Origin of the sequence: Pseudomonas sp. B21-009, assembly GCF_024749345.1 — a bacterium.
In the GTDB taxonomy this organism is placed as follows: Bacteria; Pseudomonadota; Gammaproteobacteria; order Pseudomonadales; family Pseudomonadaceae; genus Aquipseudomonas.
This window is the reverse complement of the sequence record NZ_CP087199.1, coordinates 2,443,868-2,462,436: the sequence shown is the minus strand read 5'-3', so window position 1 is coordinate 2,462,436 and position 18,569 is coordinate 2,443,868. Positions and strand designations below refer to the sequence as shown.

Annotated in this window: 21 protein-coding genes; 14 read left to right on the top strand and 7 right to left on the bottom strand. The window is 64.8% G+C overall.

The features are described 5' to 3' along the window. Window positions 1–1,353 carry a D-serine ammonia-lyase gene (locus LOY34_RS11480; RefSeq protein ID WP_195883826.1) on the bottom strand — a complete coding sequence of 451 codons (1,353 nt, stop codon included), beginning with the start codon at window positions 1,351–1,353 and terminating at the stop codon, window positions 1–3. Between the two features lie 176 nt (window positions 1,354–1,529). On the opposite strand from LOY34_RS11480, the gene fusA reads away from it, so the two are divergent. From fusA to LOY34_RS11450, 6 genes are all read left to right on the top strand, one after another. Then, window positions 1,530–3,635: an elongation factor G gene (fusA, locus tag LOY34_RS11475; RefSeq protein WP_093383797.1), complete on the top strand. Its 2,106-nt coding sequence runs from the start codon at window positions 1,530–1,532 to the stop codon at window positions 3,633–3,635. 148 nt (window positions 3,636–3,783) lie between these two features. Further along, complete coding sequence (gene ligD / locus LOY34_RS11470; RefSeq protein WP_195883825.1) at window positions 3,784–6,234, top strand: DNA ligase D; 2,451 nt, start codon at window positions 3,784–3,786, stop codon at window positions 6,232–6,234. Then, window positions 6,231–7,244, top strand: a complete 1,014-nt coding sequence (locus tag LOY34_RS11465; protein ID WP_195883824.1) for an acyl-CoA dehydrogenase family protein — start codon at window positions 6,231–6,233, stop codon at window positions 7,242–7,244. Before ligD ends, LOY34_RS11465 begins: the two co-directional genes overlap by 4 nt. Next, window positions 7,241–8,005, top strand: a complete 765-nt coding sequence (locus LOY34_RS11460) for a PIG-L deacetylase family protein (RefSeq protein WP_195883823.1) — start codon at window positions 7,241–7,243, stop codon at window positions 8,003–8,005. Before LOY34_RS11465 ends, LOY34_RS11460 begins: the two co-directional genes overlap by 4 nt. Further along, on the top strand, window positions 8,002–8,601 hold the full coding sequence (locus LOY34_RS11455) for a bifunctional 2-polyprenyl-6-hydroxyphenol methylase/3-demethylubiquinol 3-O-methyltransferase UbiG (protein ID WP_195883822.1): 600 nt from the start codon (window positions 8,002–8,004) through the stop codon (window positions 8,599–8,601). The genes LOY34_RS11460 and LOY34_RS11455 overlap by 4 nt, the downstream gene beginning before the upstream one ends. Next, the gene (locus LOY34_RS11450) at window positions 8,598–9,263 is read left to right on the top strand and encodes a glycosyltransferase family 2 protein (protein WP_258664836.1); all 666 of its coding nucleotides are present in this window, start codon (window positions 8,598–8,600) and stop codon (window positions 9,261–9,263) included. The genes LOY34_RS11455 and LOY34_RS11450 overlap by 4 nt, the downstream gene beginning before the upstream one ends. On the opposite strand, the gene LOY34_RS11445 is transcribed toward LOY34_RS11450, so the two are convergent. Continuing rightward, entirely contained in the window at window positions 9,232–10,155 is a 924-nt protein-coding gene (locus LOY34_RS11445) for a LysR family transcriptional regulator (protein WP_195883820.1), read from the bottom strand. The genes LOY34_RS11450 and LOY34_RS11445 overlap by 32 nt on opposite strands. 113 nt (window positions 10,156–10,268) lie before the next feature. On the opposite strand from LOY34_RS11445, the gene LOY34_RS11440 reads away from it, so the two are divergent. Continuing rightward, window positions 10,269–11,465, top strand: coding sequence for an MFS transporter (locus tag LOY34_RS11440; protein ID WP_258664832.1), 1,197 nt, complete (start codon window positions 10,269–10,271; stop codon window positions 11,463–11,465). 9 nt (window positions 11,466–11,474) lie between these two features. After that, window positions 11,475–11,864, top strand: a complete 390-nt coding sequence (locus tag LOY34_RS11435) for a nuclear transport factor 2 family protein (protein WP_230090846.1) — start codon at window positions 11,475–11,477, stop codon at window positions 11,862–11,864. Here the strand turns inward: LOY34_RS11435 and LOY34_RS11430 are convergent, their stop codons facing one another. Next, window positions 11,865–12,725, bottom strand: coding sequence for a Ku protein (locus LOY34_RS11430; RefSeq protein WP_195883817.1), 861 nt, complete (start codon window positions 12,723–12,725; stop codon window positions 11,865–11,867). Window positions 12,726–12,903: 178 nt separating this feature from the next. Between LOY34_RS11430 and LOY34_RS11425 the strand changes: the two genes are divergently transcribed. The 3 genes from LOY34_RS11425 (at window position 12,904) to LOY34_RS11415 (ending at window position 14,462) form a co-directional block, all read left to right on the top strand. Next, the gene (locus tag LOY34_RS11425) at window positions 12,904–13,413 is read left to right on the top strand and encodes a DUF4142 domain-containing protein (protein ID WP_195883816.1); all 510 of its coding nucleotides are present in this window, start codon (window positions 12,904–12,906) and stop codon (window positions 13,411–13,413) included. 14 nt (window positions 13,414–13,427) lie between these two features. Continuing rightward, window positions 13,428–13,715: a hypothetical protein gene (locus LOY34_RS11420; protein WP_045196801.1), complete on the top strand. Its 288-nt coding sequence runs from the start codon at window positions 13,428–13,430 to the stop codon at window positions 13,713–13,715. 132 nt (window positions 13,716–13,847) lie between these two features. Next, window positions 13,848–14,462, top strand: coding sequence for a Yip1 family protein (locus LOY34_RS11415; protein WP_195883815.1), 615 nt, complete (start codon window positions 13,848–13,850; stop codon window positions 14,460–14,462). A 20-nt stretch (window positions 14,463–14,482) separates the two neighbouring features. Here LOY34_RS11415 and LOY34_RS11410 read toward each other — a convergent pair whose 3' ends face one another. Further along, the gene (locus LOY34_RS11410; protein WP_195883814.1) at window positions 14,483–14,755 is read right to left on the bottom strand and encodes a DUF1652 domain-containing protein; all 273 of its coding nucleotides are present in this window, start codon (window positions 14,753–14,755) and stop codon (window positions 14,483–14,485) included. Window positions 14,756–15,047: 292 nt separating this feature from the next. Between LOY34_RS11410 and LOY34_RS11405 the strand changes: the two genes are divergently transcribed. The 3 genes from LOY34_RS11405 (at window position 15,048) to LOY34_RS11395 (ending at window position 16,165) form a co-directional block, all read left to right on the top strand. Beyond that, window positions 15,048–15,227 carry a general stress protein gene (locus LOY34_RS11405; RefSeq protein ID WP_082075430.1) on the top strand — a complete coding sequence of 60 codons (180 nt, stop codon included), beginning with the start codon at window positions 15,048–15,050 and terminating at the stop codon, window positions 15,225–15,227. 49 nt (window positions 15,228–15,276) lie between these two features. Then, entirely contained in the window at window positions 15,277–15,837 is a 561-nt protein-coding gene (locus LOY34_RS11400) for an ATP-dependent Clp protease proteolytic subunit (protein ID WP_045196795.1), read from the top strand. A gap of 100 nt (window positions 15,838–15,937) precedes the next feature. Then, window positions 15,938–16,165 (top strand): DUF6555 family protein, encoded by a 228-nt coding sequence (locus LOY34_RS11395; RefSeq protein ID WP_093383833.1) that lies wholly within the window; start codon window positions 15,938–15,940, stop codon window positions 16,163–16,165. A 1-nt stretch (window position 16,166) separates the two neighbouring features. On the opposite strand, the gene LOY34_RS11390 is transcribed toward LOY34_RS11395, so the two are convergent. The 3 genes from LOY34_RS11390 to LOY34_RS11380 all read right to left on the bottom strand — a co-directional run bounded on the left by LOY34_RS11390 (window position 16,167) and on the right by LOY34_RS11380 (window position 18,556). Further along, complete coding sequence (locus LOY34_RS11390) at window positions 16,167–17,084, bottom strand: DNA-3-methyladenine glycosylase (protein ID WP_195883813.1); 918 nt, start codon at window positions 17,082–17,084, stop codon at window positions 16,167–16,169. Between the two features lie 107 nt (window positions 17,085–17,191). Then, window positions 17,192–17,818, bottom strand: a complete 627-nt coding sequence (gene ycaC, locus LOY34_RS11385) for an isochorismate family cysteine hydrolase YcaC (protein WP_093383839.1) — start codon at window positions 17,816–17,818, stop codon at window positions 17,192–17,194. Between the two features lie 51 nt (window positions 17,819–17,869). After that, complete coding sequence (locus tag LOY34_RS11380) at window positions 17,870–18,556, bottom strand: hydrolase (RefSeq protein ID WP_093383842.1); 687 nt, start codon at window positions 18,554–18,556, stop codon at window positions 17,870–17,872. Window positions 18,557–18,569 lie beyond the last annotated feature (13 nt).

Sequence of the window (18,569 nt, the reverse complement as noted above, 5' to 3'; positions counted from 1 at the left end):
TCAGTTACCGGCAAGTTCTGCGCGGCCCCTGGCCAGGTAGCGGTCCATCTCCTCGCGCGGCACCATGCTGCCGCCGGTGCCCCACACCAGGTGGGTGGCGCGGGCCATGCGCGCCTCACTCAAGCCCAGGCGCTGACGGTAGCCCTGCTGCTCCTGCAGCACAGTGCACATACCCGCCACCCCGGCCAGCGCCGACGGCTCAAGTTCGATGCCTTCACACGCCTGCATCTGCGCCAGCTGGCGGTACAGGGTAGCGTCGCTGACGGTGTAGTAGCCGTCGACCAGGCGCTGCAACGAACGGCCGACAAAGCCCGAGGGCCGGCCCACCGCCAGGCCGTCGGCGGCGGTCTGGTTGTCGATGCCGAAGTCGTACACCGACACCGCGTCGTGCAGGCCGGTGTATACGCCTAGGAACATGCACGGCGAGTGGGTCGGCTCGGCGAACAGGCAATGTACTGCGTCGCCAAAGATCTGCTTGAGGCCGAAGGCCACGCCACCAGGGCCTCCGCCGACGCCGCAAGGCAGGTAGACGAACAGCGGGTGCTCGGCATCCACCACGATGCCCTGTTCCGCCAACTGGCGCTGCAGGCGCTCGGCGGCCACGGCGTAACCGAGGAACAGGTTCAGCGAATTTTCATCATCGACGAAGTGACAGTGCGCATCGCCCTCGGCCTCCTTGCGCCCCTGCTCCACCGCCACGCTGTAGTCGGCGCTGTACTCGCGCACCTCGACGCCGCAGGCGCGCAGACGCTCCTTTTTCCACTGGCGGGCATCGGCAGACATATGCACGGTGGCCTTGAAACCCAGGCGCGCGCTGATGATGCCGATCGACAAGCCCAGGTTGCCGGTGGAGCCGACCGCCACGCTGTACTGGCCAAAGAACGTCCGGGCGGCATCGCTGTCGAGCCTGGCGTAGCTGTCGCCCGGTTGCAGCAGGCCGCCTTTGAGGGCCAGGTCTTCGGCATGCTTGAGCACTTCATAGATGCCGCCGCGGGCCTTGATCGAACCGGAAATCGGCAGCAGGTTGTCGGCCTTGAGCCACAGCGCGCCGTTCACTGGCAGTTGCTGCTCGGCGCACAGCACCGCCTGCAACGCGTGCAGCGCCACCAAAGGCGATTCAATGATGCCGGCGCTGGCCGAGGTTTCGGGGAACGCCGAGGCGATGAACGGGGCAAAGCGTTCGAGCCGCGCGCTGGCCTCACGGATATCCGCGGCCGTCAGCGCCACGTCACCCAGGGCTTCGGCGCACGGCGCCAGGGCCGGGTTGAACCAGCAGGTCGGGCGCAGCGCCACAAGACCTGCGATCAGCGGATGACTTTGGCACCAGGCAGTAACGGATTTTTCCAGCGGCATCGGGCAGCTCCATGAGGCGAATGCAACGATTAAGCGACAGCCCCGGGCGCATTACAACCGATGCCTGCTCAGCCCATGGATGAACCTGCTTCAGCCATGGCCCGCCGTGCAAGGCGCTGCACTTCTGCTACCTTGGGAATACCCTCTTCTTGTGCATCACACACAGGTGACCCCTCATGGCGCGCACCACCCCTATCGAGCTGTACCGCAACATCGGCATCGTCGCCCATGTTGACGCCGGCAAGACCACCACCACCGAACGCATCCTGTTCTACACCGGGGTCAACCACAAGATGGGCGAGGTGCACGACGGCGCCGCGACCATGGACTGGATGGCCCAGGAGCAAGAGCGCGGCATCACCATCACTTCGGCGGCGACCACGGCGTTCTGGCAGGGCTCGACCAAGCAGTTCCCCGACAAGTACCGCTTCAACATCATCGACACCCCCGGCCACGTCGATTTCACCATCGAGGTCGAGCGCTCGCTGCGCGTGCTCGACGGCGCGGTGGTGGTGTTCAGCGGCGCCGACGGCGTCGAGCCGCAATCGGAAACAGTCTGGCGCCAGGCCAACAAGTACCATGTGCCGCGCCTGGCCTACGTCAACAAAATGGACCGCCAGGGCGCGGACTTTCTGCGCGTGGTCAAGCAGATCGACCAGCGCCTGGGCCACCACCCGGTGCCGATCCAGCTGTCGATCGGCGCCGAGGAACATTTCGCCGGGCAGATTGACCTGGTGAAGATGAAGGCCATCTACTGGAACGACGACGACCAGGGCACCAGCTACCGCGAAGAAGAGATTCCCGCCGACATGCTCGCGCTTGCCAACGAATGGCGCGCGCACATGGTCGAGGCCGCCGCCGAGGCCAACGACGAGTTTATGGAGCTGTACCTCAACGGCCAGGAGCTGAGCAACGAGCAGATCAAGGCCGGCCTGCGCCAGCGCACCCTGGCCAACCAGATCGTCCCGGCGATCTGCGGCTCGTCGTTCAAGAACAAGGGCGTGCCGCTGATGCTCGACGCGGTCATCGACTACCTGCCGGCGCCCTCGGAAATCCCGGCGATCAACGGCACCGACCCCGACCACGAAGACAAGCACCTGGAGCGTCACGCCGACGACAACGAACCGTTCTCGGCGCTGGCGTTCAAGATCGCCACCGACCCCTTCGTTGGCACCCTGACCTTCGCCCGGGTCTACTCCGGCGTGCTCAGCTCCGGCAATGCCGTGCTCAATTCGGTCAAGGGCAAGAAGGAGCGGATCGGCCGCATGGTGCAGATGCACGCCAACCAGCGCGCCGAGATCAAGGACGTGTGCGCCGGCGACATCGCCGCGCTGATCGGCATGAAGGACGTCACCACCGGCGACACCCTCTGTGACATCAACCAGCCGATCATCCTCGAACGCATGGACTTCCCCGACCCGGTGATCTCGGTGGCGGTCGAGCCGAAAACCAAGGCCGACCAGGAGAAAATGGGTATCGCCCTGAGCAAGCTGGCCCAGGAAGACCCGTCGTTTCGCGTGCGCACCGACGAAGAGACGGCGCAGACGATCATCTCCGGCATGGGCGAGTTGCACCTGGACATCATCGTCGACCGCATGCGCCGCGAGTTCGGCGTCGAGGCCAATATCGGCAAGCCGCAGGTGGCCTACCGCGAGAAGATCCGCAACACCTGCGAGATAGAAGGCAAGTTCGTTCGCCAGTCCGGCGGTCGCGGCCAGTACGGCCACTGCTGGATCCGCTTCGCCCCGGGCGATGAAGGCAAAGAGGGCCTGGAGTTCGTCAACGAAGTGGTCGGCGGCGTGGTGCCGCGTGAATACATCCCGGCGATCCAGAAAGGCATCGAAGAACAAATGCAAAACGGCGTGTTGGCCGGTTATCCGCTGATCGGCCTCAAGGCCACGGTGTTCGACGGCTCGTACCACGACGTCGACTCCAACGAGATGGCCTTCAAGGTCGCCGCCTCCATGGCCACCAAACAGCTGAAGGATAAAGGCGGTGCAGTACTGCTGGAGCCGGTGATGAAAGTCGAAGTGGTGACCCCCGAAGAGTACCAGGGCGACATCATGGGCGACCTCAGCCGGCGCCGCGGGATGATCCAGGAAGGCGGCGAGACCCCGGCGGGCAAGGTAGTGCGTGCGGAAGTGCCGCTGGGCGAGATGTTCGGCTACTCCACGCAGATGCGCTCGATGACCCAAGGCCGCGCCAGCTACACCATGGAGTTCACCAAGTACGCCGAGGCGCCGGCGAGCATCAGTGAGGCGATCATCAAGAAACAAGGCTGATACACCGACCGCTCGCACCCTGTGGCAGCCGGCCTTGCCGGCGATGGGGTGCGCAGCGGCCCCACCTCGAACAAAAGCCGATTGAACTCCCACCCCTGCCGCCCTATCCCAATGCTTAGGACCCGCCCAAAAGCCGCAGGACACCGCCATGGCCAAGCCGTTGCAGGAGTACGCGCGCAAGCGCAATTTCGACGCTACCCCGGAGCCCGCAGGCCATCAGCGCAGCGGCAAAAAAACCGCCCACGCCCTGCAGTACTGCATCCAGAAACACGACGCCAGCCACCTGCACTATGACTTTCGTCTGGAGCTGGACGGCACCCTGAAAAGCTGGGCCATCCCCAAGGGCCCGTCGCTGGACCCCAAGGTCCGGCGCCTGGCCGTGCACGTCGAAGACCACCCGCTGGACTACGCCAGTTTCGAAGGCACCATCCCCGAAGGCCATTACGGTGCCGGTGATGTGATCGTCTGGGACCGTGGGGTATGGATTCCCGAAGAAGATCCACACAAGGCCTATGCCAAGGGCAAGCTGCGCTTTCGCCTGCAGGGCGAGAAACTCTCGGGCATCTGGAACCTGTTTCGCACTCACCTGGCCGGCAAGAAGGAGCAGTGGCTGCTGATCAAGTCCGACGATGCCCAGGCGCGCCCGCAGGCCGACTACGACATTCTCGAAGCCGAGCCAGACAGCGTGGTCAGCGAACGCACGCTGCCCACGCGCACACCCAAGGCAGACGGCAACAGCGAACTCGGCGGCGCGAAAAAAGCTGCCCTGCCCGCCTCGCTCAAGCCGCAACTGGCCACCCTGGTAGAGACGCCGCCCGAAGGCGACTGGCGCTACGAAGTCAAATTCGACGGCTACCGCATCCTCGCCCGCATCGAAGGTGACGAGGTGCGCCTGTTCACCCGCAACGGCCATGACTGGACCGCCAGGCTGCCCCGGCAAGCCAAGGCCCTGGCCAGGCTCGGCCTGCACTCGGCCTGGCTCGATGGCGAGATGGTGGTGGCCAATGAGCACGGCGTCGCGGATTTCCAGGCCCTGCAGAATGCCTTCGACCAGCAACGCGACGAGCAGATCCTCTATTACCTGTTCGATGTGCCCTACCTCAACGGCATGGACCTGCGCCAGTGCCCGCTGGAGCAACGGCGTGCGGCGTTGGCAAAGGTGCTGGAAAAGGCCGATGAAAAGCGCCTGCGCTTTTCCGCCGACTTTGACCAGAGCGTCGAATCGCTGCTCGACAGCGCCTGCAAAATGCAGATGGAAGGCCTGATCGGCAAACGCCTGGGCAGCAGCTACCTGAACCGGCGCAGCAGCGACTGGATCAAGCTCAAGTGCAAGCAGCGCCAGGAGTTCGTCATCGTCGGCTTTACCGAGCCCAAGGGCTCGCGCGAGGCCTTCGGCGCGCTGTTGCTGGCCCTGCATGATGACCGCGGCGAGCTGCGCTATGCCGGCAAGGTCGGCAGCGGGTTCAACAGCGCGACCCTGGCCCATATTCACCAGCGCCTCAAACCCCTCGAAGTGGCCAGGCCGCAGTTTGCCAAGCCGCCCAGCGGCGCCGAGGCCAGGGGGGTGCACTGGCTCAAGCCAAGGCTGCTGGCCGAGGTCGCCTATGCGCAGATGACCCGCGACGGCGTGGTCCGCCATTCGGTGTTCCATGGCCTGCGCGACGACAAACCGGCCAAGGCCATTGGCCTGGAGCAACCCGTGAAAACCCCGGCAAGCAAAACGTCCAACCTGCACCTGACCCACCCCGACCGCGTCATCGACGCCAGCACCGGCATCAGCAAGCGCCAGGTCGCCGAGTACTACGCCCAGGTCGCCGAGTGGATCCTGCCGCACCTCAAGCGCCGCCCGGTGGCGCTGGTGCGCGCACCCGATGGCCTGGCCGGCGAGCTGTTCTTCCAGAAGAACGCCGCGCAATTGAACATCCCGGGCCTTGAGAGCCACGCCAAGGCCGAAGCCGGCCAGGCGCTGATGATCATCGACCAGGCCCGGACCCTGCTCGGCGCCGTGCAGATGAACACCCTCGAGCTGCACACCTGGAACGCCACCGCCAAGGATTTCGACAGGCCCGACCGCCTGATCCTCGACCTCGACCCGGACCCGGCGCTGCCGTGGAAGGCCATGCTCGAAGCCACCCAGCTGACCCTGGCGCTGCTCGACGAACTGGGCCTGCAGTCATTCCTCAAGACCAGCGGCGGCAAGGGCATGCACATTGTCGTGCCGCTGACCCGGCGCGCCGGCTGGGACGAGGTCAAAGGCTTCAGCCACGCTATGGTCCAGCACCTGGCCGGGCTGTTCCCCGAGCGCCTGTCGGCGGTGTCCGGGCCGAAGAACCGGGTCGGACGGATCTTCATCGACTACCTGCGCAACGGTAAAGGCGCGACCACGGTTTGTGCCTATTCGATCCGCGCCCGCGAAGGGCTGCCGGTGTCGGTGCCGATTCGCCGTGAAGAGCTGACCGAGCTTAAAGGCGCGAACCAGTGGAACCTGCTCAACCTCGGCGAACGCCTGGCCGCAGGCGATGACCCTTGGGCCGGGTATGGCCAGGTACGCCAGTCGATCAGCAAGGAACTGCGCCGGCGCATGGGGGTTGAGTCATGAACCACCTGGAGCTGTTACAGACCTTCGCCCGTCGCCCGCAGGCGCTGACCCTCGACCGCCAGTTGCAACGCTGCCTGGAACAATGCCGGGAGACCGGTCTCGACCAACTGCCGCTACCCGGTCATGGCCGCACCCTGCAGCGCTGGCAGGTACTGGCCGAGGTCGCCGGGGCTGATCTGGCCCTGGCCAAGCTGTTCGAGGGCCATACCGACGCCCTGGCGATCATCCATGAGTGCGCCGCCAACCATCTGGACCCGGCGGGCAGTTGGGGGGTATGGGCAGCCGAGCCGCCGAATGCGCGGGTGCGTATCGTCCGTCGCAGCGGCAACGACGTGCACCTGCAAGGCCGTAAGGCCTGGTGCTCCGGCGCCCTGCAGATCGACCGGGCGCTGCTCACCGCCTGGGACGAACAAGACCGTCCGCAACTGGTGGCGGTGGCCTTGAACCAACCGGCGCTGCGCATCTTCAATGACGGCTGGCAGGCGGTCGGCATGGCCATTACCGCCAGCGTCGATGTCGAGTTCAACGACTGCCCGGCGCACCTGGTCGGCAGTAGCGGCCAGTACCTGTCGCGACCGGGCTTCTGGCACGGTGGCGCTGGCATCGCCGCCTGCTGGTACGGCGCGGCGCAAACCCTGGGCGAGTTTTTGCTCGAACACTGCCGCAGCCATGAAGACGCCCACGCCCAGGCGCATCTGGGCGCAGTCGACGCGGCGCTTGCCGGAGCCCGGGCGGCCCTGCACGAAACCGCGGCGTGGATCGACGGCCATCCAGGCAGCGATGCCGAACTGAGCGTCCGGCGCCTGCGCGCGCAGGTCGAGAGCGCCGCACTCTGTGTGCTCGATCACGTCGGCCGGGCCCTGGGCGCGACGCCGTTCTGTCGCGACAGCCAGTTCGCCCGGCTCAGCGCCGACCTGCCGGTGTTCCTGCGCCAGAGCCATGCCGAGCGCGACCTGGCCGAGCTGGGCCGGCAAGTGCGTGCAACCCCCGAGGGAGGCTGGCGGCTATGACCCTGCAACCACCGCAAAACCCGATCCAGGCGCCGGGCACACCGCTGGCGCACTGGCAAGCGTCGGCGATCCTGCAGTCGGTGCCGGCAATTACCCATGACCAGTTAGTGCCTGTTGGCAGGCGCCTGGTGGTGGTCGCCCCGCACCCGGACGACGAAGTGCTCGGCTGCGGCGGGGTGCTGGCTGGCATGCGTGGCCGTGAACACGAGTTGCTGCTGGTCTCGGTCAGCGACGGTGAGGCCAGCCATCCCGATTCGCGCCACTGGACCAGCGAACGCCTGCGCCAGCAACGCCCACGGGAAAGCGCCGATGCCCTGCGCCGTCTCGGGCTGGACCTGAGCCGCCTGAGCTGGCTGCGCCTGGGCCTGGCCGACAGCGCCGTGGCCAACCATGAACGCTGGCTGGCCGAACGCCTGGTGCAGCTCCTGCGCACCAGCGACCGGGTGCTGACCACCTGGCGCCTGGACGGCCACTGCGACCATGAAGCGGTGGGCCGCGCTTGCGCCCGTGCCTGCGACACCGTCGGTGCGCGCCTGATCGAAGTGCCGATCTGGGCCTGGCACTGGGCCCGCCCCAGCGACCCGCGGCTGCCCTGGCAGCGCGCCCACAAGCTGTTTCTCGACCGCGCGGTGCTAGCCCTCAAGCAACAGGCCATCGCCGCCCATACCAGCCAGTTGCAGGCCGACGAGCAGACCCCGCCGGTGCTTGACCGCGAGGCCCTGGCCCGCCTGCAGCAACCCTTCGAACTGGTGTTCACATGAGCGTCTCGGCCAGCTACTTCGAGCACCTGTTCGCGCACAGCGACGACCCCTGGGCGTTTCGCACCCGCTGGTACGAAAAACGCAAGCGCGAGCTGCTGCTGGCCAGCCTGCCGCGCCAGTACTACGGCCGCGTATTCGAGCCGGCCTGCGCCAATGGCGAGCTCAGCGCCGCCCTCGCCGAGCGCTGCGAAAGCCTTTTGTGCCAGGACCTCAACGCCACCGCCGTGCAACTGGCCGCTGAACGCCTGCGGCCATGGCCCAACGCCGAGGTCATGCAAGGCTGCCTGCCTGGCGACTGGCCGGCCGGCGACTTCGAGCTGATCGTGCTCAGCGAGATCGGCTACTACCTGGACCCCGGCCAGTGGCTGGAAGTACTGGAGCGCGCCACGGCCAGCCTGACCTCTGACGGCGCCCTGCTGCTGTGCCACTGGTTGCACCCGATCGACGGCTGCCCGCAAACCGGCCACCAGGTCCATGAACTGCTGGCCGAGCGCTTGCCGTTGTACCGCAGCCTGCACCACGAAGAGGCCGACTTTGTTCTTGAATACTGGTGCGTCCAGCCTTATGCCATCGACCTTGACGAGCCCTGCCTATGATTGCCGTGATTGTCCCCGCGCATAACGAAGAACAACTGCTCGGCCGCTGCCTGCGCGCCCTTGGCCGTGCCGCGCGTACGGTGTCGGCGCTGGGTGAAGAGGTGCAGATTGTGGTGGTTTTGGACAGCTGCTGCGATGCCAGCGAGGCCGTCGCCCGCGCCCATGGCGTGGAGCTGCTCAAGGTCCAGGCGCGCAATGTCGGCCAGGCGCGCCGCGCCGGTGCGGCGTTGATGCTCGAGCGTGGCGCACGCTGGCTGGCCTTCACCGATGCCGACAGCTGCGTCCCGGCCGACTGGCTGTTGTGCCAGTTGGCCTTTGCCGCCGATGCGGTGTGCGGCACGGTGCATGTCGACACCTGGCAAGCCCACCAGGATGCGGCGCTGCGCGAACGCTACCTGGCCCATTACCAGGCCCGCGAAGGCCACCGGCACATACACGGCGCCAACCTCGGCATCTGCGCCCGCGCCTATGAAAAGGTCGGGGGGTTCCAGCCATTGCCGCTGCACGAGGATGTACAACTGGTCAACGACCTGCAGCAAAGCGGCGCACATATCGTCTGGACCGCGCGCAACAGCGTGTCGACCAGCAGCCGCAAGGACTGCCGGGTGCGCGGCGGCTTCGGGGATTTTCTCAACAACCTGAATGATCCGGCCCGGGCGTAGCCAGCCAGGCCTTGATGAAGTCGATCCAGGCGCGGACCTTGCGCGGTACGTGGCGGCTGGACGGATACAGGGCATACACGCTTTGCGGCGCAAAACCATAGCCCGGCAGCCCATCGAGCAACTGCCCGCTGGCCAGCTCATCGGCCACCAGCCAGTCCGGCAACAGCGCCACGCCTGCGCCCTGCACGGCAAAGGCACGCAGGATCGAGGCATTGTCGGCGATCAGCAATGGCGTGCCCTGAGGGGCATACTCCGAACTGCGCGCCTTGCTGTCGACCAGCGCCCAGCGGTTGTTCTGCTCGAAACGGCTGTGCACCAGTTGCGGCAGCTGAGCCAGGCGCGCGGGTGAGTTGATCAACTGCTCGCCGTGGGCAGCCAGCAGGCCGGGCGCCAGCACCAGGCGCACCTGGTAGCTCGCCAGGCATACGCCACGGTAATCGCAGTCGTGTGCCTGGCCCAGGCGGATGGCGACATCAAAGCGCTCGCGCACCAGGTCGACCTGAGCGGTGTGGGTTTCCAGACGCACGCTCAGCTGCGGGTGCAAGCGGCAGAACGCCTGCAACGCCGGAGCGAGCACCTTCAGCCCGTATTCAACCGTGGTAGTAATCCGCAAGCTGCCCTGCAGGCCGGCGTGCTCGGCGCGCGCTTCGTCGATGGCGATGCGGGCATCTTCGACCAACAACAGGCAACGCTGGTAAAAGCGCTCGCCGGCATCGGTCAAGGCGATGCGGCGGGTGGTGCGGGTCAGCAGGGTGACGCCCAATTCAGCTTCCAGTTGCTTGATGCTGAAGCTGACCGCAGCGCGGGTTTGCTGCAAGCGCTCGGCGGCGCCGGTGAAGGAGCCGGCCTGGACCACGGCGCAAAACAGTTCGAAACGGTCGAGGCTGACCATGCGGTGCAATCGCCATTGTCAAAATAATTCGACCAATCTGCCGGGTTTACGCACCTTATTCAAGCGTTAACAAGCTTCTAGACTGCGCCTTTCTCCGGCCCATCGAAGTACTCATGCCCTATCGCACGAAAGTCACCCTGGTCTACCTGCTGGGTTTCACCCTCGACCTGCTCAACATGTTCGCCCTCAACGCCGCTTATCCGGCCCTGGGCCAGGAACTGCACGCTTCGGTGGCGCAACTGAGCTGGAGCAGCAACCTGTACATGCTTGGCCTGACCCTGGTGATCCCGCTGGGCACCTGGCTGGCCACGCGGCTGGGTGAACGGCAAACGCTAATGCTGTCGCTGGCGCTGTTCGGCCTGGGCTCGGCGCTGGCAGGCAGCGCCGGTTCGATCGACAGCCTGCTGGTCTGGCGCCTGCTGCAAGGCCTGGGTGGCGGCCTGCTGATTCCGGTGGGCCAGGCCATGGCTTATCGCCTGTATGCGCCCGAGCAGCGCCACCACCTGACCTCACTGGTGATGATGGTCGCCTTGCTGGTCCCGGCGTTGTCGCCGGCACTGGGCGGGGTGGTAGTCGATCAGGGCTCGTGGCGCTGGATCTTCTTCGCCATGCTGCCGCTGAGCCTGATCACCCTTGCCCTGGTGCTGGCCTGGCTGCCGGCAAACCCGCCGTTGCCTGCGCCGCAGCCAATGCTGGAGTTGCGCCTGCTCGGCCAACCGCTGCTGCGCACGGCGATGCTTATCTACCTGTGCGTGCCAAGCGTGTTCATCGGTGCCAACCTGGTGGCCGCCCTGTACCTGCAGCAGCGCCTTGGGCTCAGCGCCACGGCCACCGGCGCCCTGATGCTGCCCTGGTCAGTGGGCGCCCTGGCGGCGATCGCCTGGGGGCGCTGGCGCTTCAACCTGAGCGGCCCCAAGCGCCTGCTGATTGCCGGGATGCTGATTCAGGGCGCCGCGCTGGTATGGCTGGCCCTGCCCTCGGTTGCCGGGCACCAGGCCTGGCTGGCGCTGATCTTCGCCCTGCTCGGCATGGGCAGCAGCCTGTGCAGCAGCAGCGCGCAAAGCCTGGCGTTCCTGGCCATTGCGCCTGCGCAAATGGGCCAGGCCAGCGCCTTGTGGAACCTCAACCGCCAGCTGAGCTTCTGCCTCGGCGTCGCCGTGCTCGGCGCCGTGCTTAACCGGTTGCTGCCCGATGACCAGGCGTTCCGGCACACCTTCATCCTCGCCGCGCTGCTGACCCTGATTCCGCTACCGCTGGTGCTGAAACTGCCCGGGGCTCGCGGCCTGGGGCTTACTACCACTCCTACTTGAGATGTGCCCATGACCCATCCCGCTTTCAAGGAAGTTCTCGACGCCCACGTAGCCATCGAACAATGGCTGTCCGGCGCAGCCCACGCCACAGAGCTGGACGCCTTGATGGCGCGCTTCAGCGCGCAGTTCTCGATGATCAACCTGCCCGGCCAAATCGTCGATTATCAGGGCTTGCAGCAACTGTTCGCCCACGCCCACGGCCAGCGCGCCGGGCTGCAAATCAGCATCGATGAGCTGCAAGTGATTGGCGAAGGGCCAAGCCTTTGCGTGGTCAGTTATCGCGAATGGCAGGTCGATAACGCCGGCAATCGCTCGGTGCGCCGCTCGACCGCGGTGTTCGAGCGCCACGATGGCGCCCTGCGCTGGCGCCATCTGCATGAAACCACCGTGGCCGGCTGATCAGGCCTTCTTGCGCGGCTTGCTGCCGGCAGGCTTTTTCGCCGCTGGCGCGGCTTTCTTCGCCGCCGGTTTGCGCCCGCCCAGGCTGCGTTTGAGCAGCTCGGTAAGGTCGATGATATCGGCGCTTTTCTGTTCACCTTCGCCTTCCAGCGGCTCGACCGTAGCGATCTTGCCCTGGCTGGCCTTCTCTTCGACCAGGCTCATGATGGTGTCCTTGAAGTCGTTGCGGTAGTCCTCCGGCGTCCAGTGCCCGCTCATGTCCTCGACCAGGCGCCTGGCCATTTGCAGCTCACGCTTGTCGATGCTCGAATCGCGCACGCTGGCGTCCAGTTCCAGGCTGTCGAGGCCGCGCACTTCCTCGGGCCAGCGCAGGGTGATCATCACCATCGCGTCCTCCAGCGGGCGCAGCAGCGCCAGGTGCTGCTGGGTGTGCAGCACCACCTTGGCCAGGGCCACCTTGCCGGTGCTCTCGAGGGTTTCGCGCAGCAAGGCATAAACCTTGCCGCCACGCCGGTCGGGGCTCAGGTAATACGGGGTGTCGAACTGCTGCAGGGGGATTTCGTCGCTGTCGACGAACGAGAAGATATCGATGGTCTGGGTCGCCTCGGGGCGGGCCTTGCGGATCTCCTCCTCGCTGATCACCACGTACTGGCCTTTCTGGTATTGCACGCCCTTGACGATGTGCTCGCGGGCGATCTCCTTGCCGGTGACTTTGTTCACCCGCTTGTAGCCCACCGGTTCCATGCTGCGCTCATCGAGCCAGTCGAAATCGACCCGGTCGCTGCTGATCGCAGTACTCAACGACACCGGGATATGCACCAGGCCGAAGCTGATGGCACCTTTCCAGATAGCTCTGGCCATGACGTTCTCCCAGGGGTATTTGAAGGGCCCTTTGTCAGTCTGACTGCGCCGGTCGGTGAAGGTTTGCTGCAACTGCGCCGATCCGCTGCTGCGCAGCATTGAAGCTGAACTCTGGCGCCGGCAGCCTTTCGTAAAACTAACAGCCGTCCGTTTGTTCACACCCACGGAGATACCGCTCATGAGCCCGTTCCTGCGCCCCACCCGCCTCGCCCTGGGGCTTTGCGCCCTGCTCAGCATCGGCGCCCAGGCCGCCAGCAACAATGCCTTTGTCGACGAAGCCATCAGTGCTGGCATGGCGGAAATTCAGACCAGCCAGCTGGCCCTGGAAAAAACCCGCTCGCCCGAGGTAAAGGCGTTTGCCCAGCAGATGATCAAGGATCACACTAAAGCCAATCAGCACCTGCTTGAGCTGGCCAGACAACATGACTTCAGCGTCCCGGACGACGCTGCCCTGACCAGCAAGGCGCGCAAGATGATGCTGCAGGTGCAGGACGGCGCGTCGTTCGATGCGGCCTATGCCATCCATCAGGTCGACGCCCATGAACAGGCGGTGCGCCTGTTCGACGAAGAGAGCCGGTCGACCTCCGACCCGGACGACCTGCGCACCTTTGCCAAGATCACGTTGCCGACCCTCAAGCATCACCTGCAAATGGCCAAGCAACTGCAAAACGCGCACCGCAAGAACTGAAGGAGGGCCCTGGAATGAGAAAGGTCAGCCCGGCCAGCCCGACCAGCCTGCAGATCGACTTTGTCCAGGACACGCTGTTCGGCCCGGTGGCCCACAGCGCCGAATGTGAAGTGCAACTGGCGCCATTGAACATCAATGGCCTGCCGGGCCTGCGCCTGCAGGTACGCGCGCCGGTACCGGCCAAGCTTGAGCGTTCGCACAGCGTGGCGTTTGTCTGGGAGGGCCGTACTTATCGCGGGATCGTCCAGTATCACCGGCGCTGTGATGACGGTGGCTTGCAGTTGCAGCTGGAGCTGCAGTAACCCGGCTCCCACAACAGCGGTGTATACACCGGATCTTGGGCTGGGTGGTTCAAATAAATGAAACCCCGTCGCCGGCCAGACCTCCATAGAACAGGGAGCGGTGTTTTAAACCCTGTTTACCCGGAGGTCACCATGAGTACCCATCTGGTTCAACTCTTCACCCACCCCGCTGACGCCTGGATGGAAATCCGCCAGGAAGAAGAACTGCACCCGCGCCATTACCTGCCGCACCTGCTGCTGATGGCGCTGATTCCCGCCTTGTGCCTGTTCATCGGCACCACCAGTATCGGCTGGAGCCTGGCCGGCACCGAGCGGGTGCGCCTGAGCGTGGCCAGCGCCGCTGAACTGGGTGTGCTGCTGTACGCCTGTTGTGTGCTCGGGGTGATGATCATGGGCGGGTTCATTCGCTGGATGTCGCGCACCTTTGATGCCCGCCCCAGCCTCAACCAGTGCATCGGCTTTGCCGCCTACACCGCCACGCCGTACTTCATCGCCGGTGTCGCCGGGCTCTACCCCGGGCGCTGGCTGGCGTTGATCGTGCTGGGTGCGGCGTCGGCCTATGCGACGTTCCTGCTGTACGTCGGCCTGCCGACCTTCCTGCGCCTGCGCAAGGAAGACGGCCTGCTGTATTCGACCAGTGTCTGGGCGGTGGGGCTGCTGGTGCTGGTGACCATCCTGGTATCGATGATCCTGTTCTGGTTCAACGTCCTCAGCCCTGAATACCTGCGCCCGGCCAGCCTCGGCTGACTGGACGCAGTCGGCGTGGTTCAGGCAAGCGCCTGGGGCTTGAACGGAATCTGGCTACGCCCCAGGCGCTGCTCTTCGCGCACTTGGGCCACCAGGGCGGCAAGTTCGTGGCAGGTAGTCAGGCTATGCACCTTGATGCCGGTGACGGTCAGGCAGTCGCCCAGGCTATCGCCCTGCCCCATCTGGATGGTCAGGTGCTCGCCATCGGAGCACGACACCACACTGTGTTCAGGCAGCAATGCCTGTTCGATCATATGGCACAACTCAAGCGTGGAAACTCCAATCAGTGACATGCTGCGATCCTCGTGTCGGAGGGCCCGACTATTTAGTTAGTACTGCGTCGGCCCTCGATGCCAATTGAAATTGCTGATGCCGCGCCGTTCCCCCATGCAGGGCAGCAATGGTCTTTCGGAAGAGCCACCCGTGGCTCGCCAAGTTCAAAGCATTCGCGGCTATCGGGGATGAACGGCGGCCCCGGACCGTTCGTCCCGCAGCGGCGAAATATTTCAAACTTTGCCTGCGCCGACCGCCTCCCAACCTGTGTAAGGCAAACGCCTTGCGAACATTCACAAGAGGAAGAGAATCATGGCTAGCAAAGACACTTCGAATCCCGGGAATTTCGCGAACGACCGGCAAAAAGCGTCTGAAGCCGGGAAAAAGGGTGGCCAGGCTTCCGGTGGCAATCAAAAGCCAAGTGACCAGAGCCGCAAGCCCGACATGGGCAAAGACCAGACCCGCAAACCAAGTGGTGGCGGCCGTAGCTAAAGGACGAAAGGCCGGCGCACGCCACGTGCGTCGGTCCCGAGGCACTGCCATGAGCCAACAGGTGATCCACTTTCATTGCCAGATCGATCAGGACACCACCGAGCGTTTTCGCGACCGCTGCCTGCAGGCCGTCGACGATGGCGCCACCTCCTTGCTGCTGTTTTTGTCGACCACCGGTGGCAGCACCAACTTCGGTTTCTCGCTGTACAGCTTTCTCAAGTCCTTGCCGGTGCCGTTGTGCGCAGTCAACGCCGGCAACATCGAATCGATGGGCATCATCATGTACCTGGCCGCTGGCGAGCGTGTCGCCGCGCCGCATTCGCGTTTTCTCATCCACCCCATGACCTGGCACTTCAGCCAGAGCGCGGTGGACCATTCGCGCCTGCGTGAATACCTGTCGAGCCTGAACAACGACCTGGAGCGCTACGTACGCATTTTCGAGCTGGAGACTGCCCAGGCCGAGCGCAAACTGGACATCTTCCATTGCCTGTCGACCGAAGAAAAGGTCATCCCCGCCTACGATTCGCTGGCCTGCGGCATCGCCCATCGCCTGGAGCAGGTGGTGTTCGAAAAGGATGCCCGGCACCTGACGATCAGCGGCGCCCACTGAAGAGCTGAAATCCGATGGAATTTTTCTGCAAGCGCAGCACTCACTAGAGGCATTGAAGGGATTTTCTTGGTCACTGCTCTGTAAGGATCATTCCAGACCCATGAACAACGCAAAACTGTTCGTCATCGACTACCAGCTTCACGGCGATCACAAGTCCTTCATCATCCGCGCCGAGACGATGGACAACGCTGAAGCCTGGCACTGGGCAAGTTGCGATGCCGGTATCGGTCGCATAGGCCGGTACGGCCGCGAAAAAGTCAAAAAAGTCAGCAAGCCACTGGCCGAACGCTACGGCATTACCGATGTGACCTGGCGCCAGTCCAGCTGAGTCAGCTCAACGACGCCCACAGGTGCTGGGCGGCATAGGCGCGCCACGGGCTCCAGGCCGGTGCGCGCTGGGCCAGTTGCGCCTCGGGGCCTTCAAGCAGGCGCAGGGCCTTGACCAGCGCCACGTCGCCCAGCGGCAAGGCATCGGCCGCGCCCATCTGGCGCAAGGCCAGGTAGTGCGCGCTCCACGGGCCGATACCGCGCAGCCGGCACAGGCGCTGGACCCAGGCCTCCAGGTCGCGCTCAGGGCGCAGCAGTTGCGGGTCGTGCAGCAGCGCCCGGGCCAGGGTCGAGAGTGTCGCGGCCCGCAAGCGCGGCATGCCCAGGCCACTGAGGTCGACGTCAGCAACAGCCTCTGCGCGGGGGAACACATGGGTCAGGCCGGGTACACGCTGAAGCTGCGCGGCCAGCGGCTCGCCGTACCCCGCCACCAGGCGCCCGGCCAGGGTAATCGCCCCGGCGACGCTGATCTGCTGGCCCAGCACTGTACGCATGGCCTGCTCGAACCCATCCCAGCCCCGAGGCACGCGCAGGCCCGGGCGCAGTTCGATCAATTGCGCCATCAACGGGTCGCGGCGCAGCAGTGCTTCGATCTTCAGCGGCTCGGCATCCAGGTCAAATACTCGCCGGACCCTGGCCAGCAACCCCGGCAACGCACCGGCAGAGCTAGCGATCACAGTGACTTTCAGCCGGTGCCCACGCGCCTTCGCGACCTGGACGATGCCCTGGCCACGAGCGAGATCAAAACTGCGGGTATAGACCCCCGCTACGACCGTCTCTACCCCGCTAATCGCCCGCGCAGCAAGAAACCCCAGCAGCGACGGCCAGTGCAAGGGTGGCTGGTAAGCCAGCCAGAAGCTGATGGCGCTGGCGGGCCGAATGCTGCGGCGATGGCCTGACAGGCTGGAAGTGGAATTCATGCGCCGATCATCACCTGGGAAACGGCAACGACGCCAGGGATTTCGACGACTGTCAGACGACGACGGCCGGGCCACACCAGCGCCCGGCCGTCGATCATTGAACGGCGTTACTTGCCGTTGGTGAGGGTGTTGTAGCTGGTCATCAGGTTGCGGTAGTCGGGGATGTGGTTGGCGAACAAGGTGCCCAGGCCTTCGATATCGTTGCGCCAGTCGCGGTGCAGCTCGCAGGCCAGGCCGAACCAGGTCATCAGCTGGGCGCCGGCTTGCGACATGCGGTTCCAGGCCGAGTCACGGGTCAGCTCGTTGAAGGTGCCCGAAGCATCGGTAACCACGAACACCTCAAAACCTTCTTCCAGGGCCGACAGCGCCGGGAAAGCCACGCACACCTCGGTCACCACACCGGCAATGATCAGCTGCTTCTTGCCGGTGGCCTTGACCGCCTTGACGAAGTCTTCGTTGTCCCAGGCGTTGATCTGCCCCGGGCGGGCAATGTACGGCGCCTCGGGGAACTGCGCCTTGAGCTCGGGCACCAGCGGGCCGTTGGGGCCGGTTTCGAAGCTGGTGGTGAGGATGGTCGGCAGCTTGAAATACTTGGCCAGGTCGCCGACGGCCAGCACGTTGTTCTTGAAACGGTCCGGGTCGATGTCTCGCACCAGCGACAGCAGGCCGGTCTGGTGGTCGACCAACAGGACGGCAGCGTTGTTCTTGTCCAGGCGGACGTAGGGCTTGGTCATGGTCTTACTCCTTGCGTTGAGACGCCGGTGCCAGGCACCGGACATGAGGGATCAGCGTTGCGAATCGAGCAGTTCATTGTCGCGGGCTACCTGTTGCGCCTTGAGGTAGCTTTCAATCAGCAGCTGGTAATGCGGGAACACCGAGCTGTAGGCCTCGGCCCATTGCTGGGCGTCTTCGCGGTTCCAGCTGCGCTGGACCTCCGAGCACACCGCAGCGGTGTCCATCGGCACCACACCGGCCTGCATTACCCGCGCCAAGGTGATTTCCTCAGCCATCTTCGAGTAGGTACCGCTGGCGTCGATCACGGCAAACACCTGGTAGCCTGCAGCAACTGCGCTGATGCTCGGGAAGGCCATGCACACACTGGTGATGGTGCCGGCGATGATCAGTTGCTGCTTGCCGGTAGCCTTGACTGCCTCGACGAACTCGGGATTGTCCCAGGCGTTGATTTCACCTTTACGGGCGATATAGCGGGCATGCGGCGCGGCTTGGTGAATTTCCGGAATCAGCGGGCCATTGGGGCCTTGTGGCACCGAAGCGGTAGTGATCACCGGGATCTTCGCCAGGCTGGCAATCTTGGCCAGGGTGATGGCGTTGGCCCGCAGCTCGGTCATGGGCATGTCCTTGACCGTCTGGAACAGGCCGCTCTGGTGGTCGATCAGCAGCATCGCGACATTTTCAGGGTCTATGCGCGGCACCTGGCCGTTGAAGTTGGCAACGTTGGCAAAGGTACTCATGGCGTATTCTCCT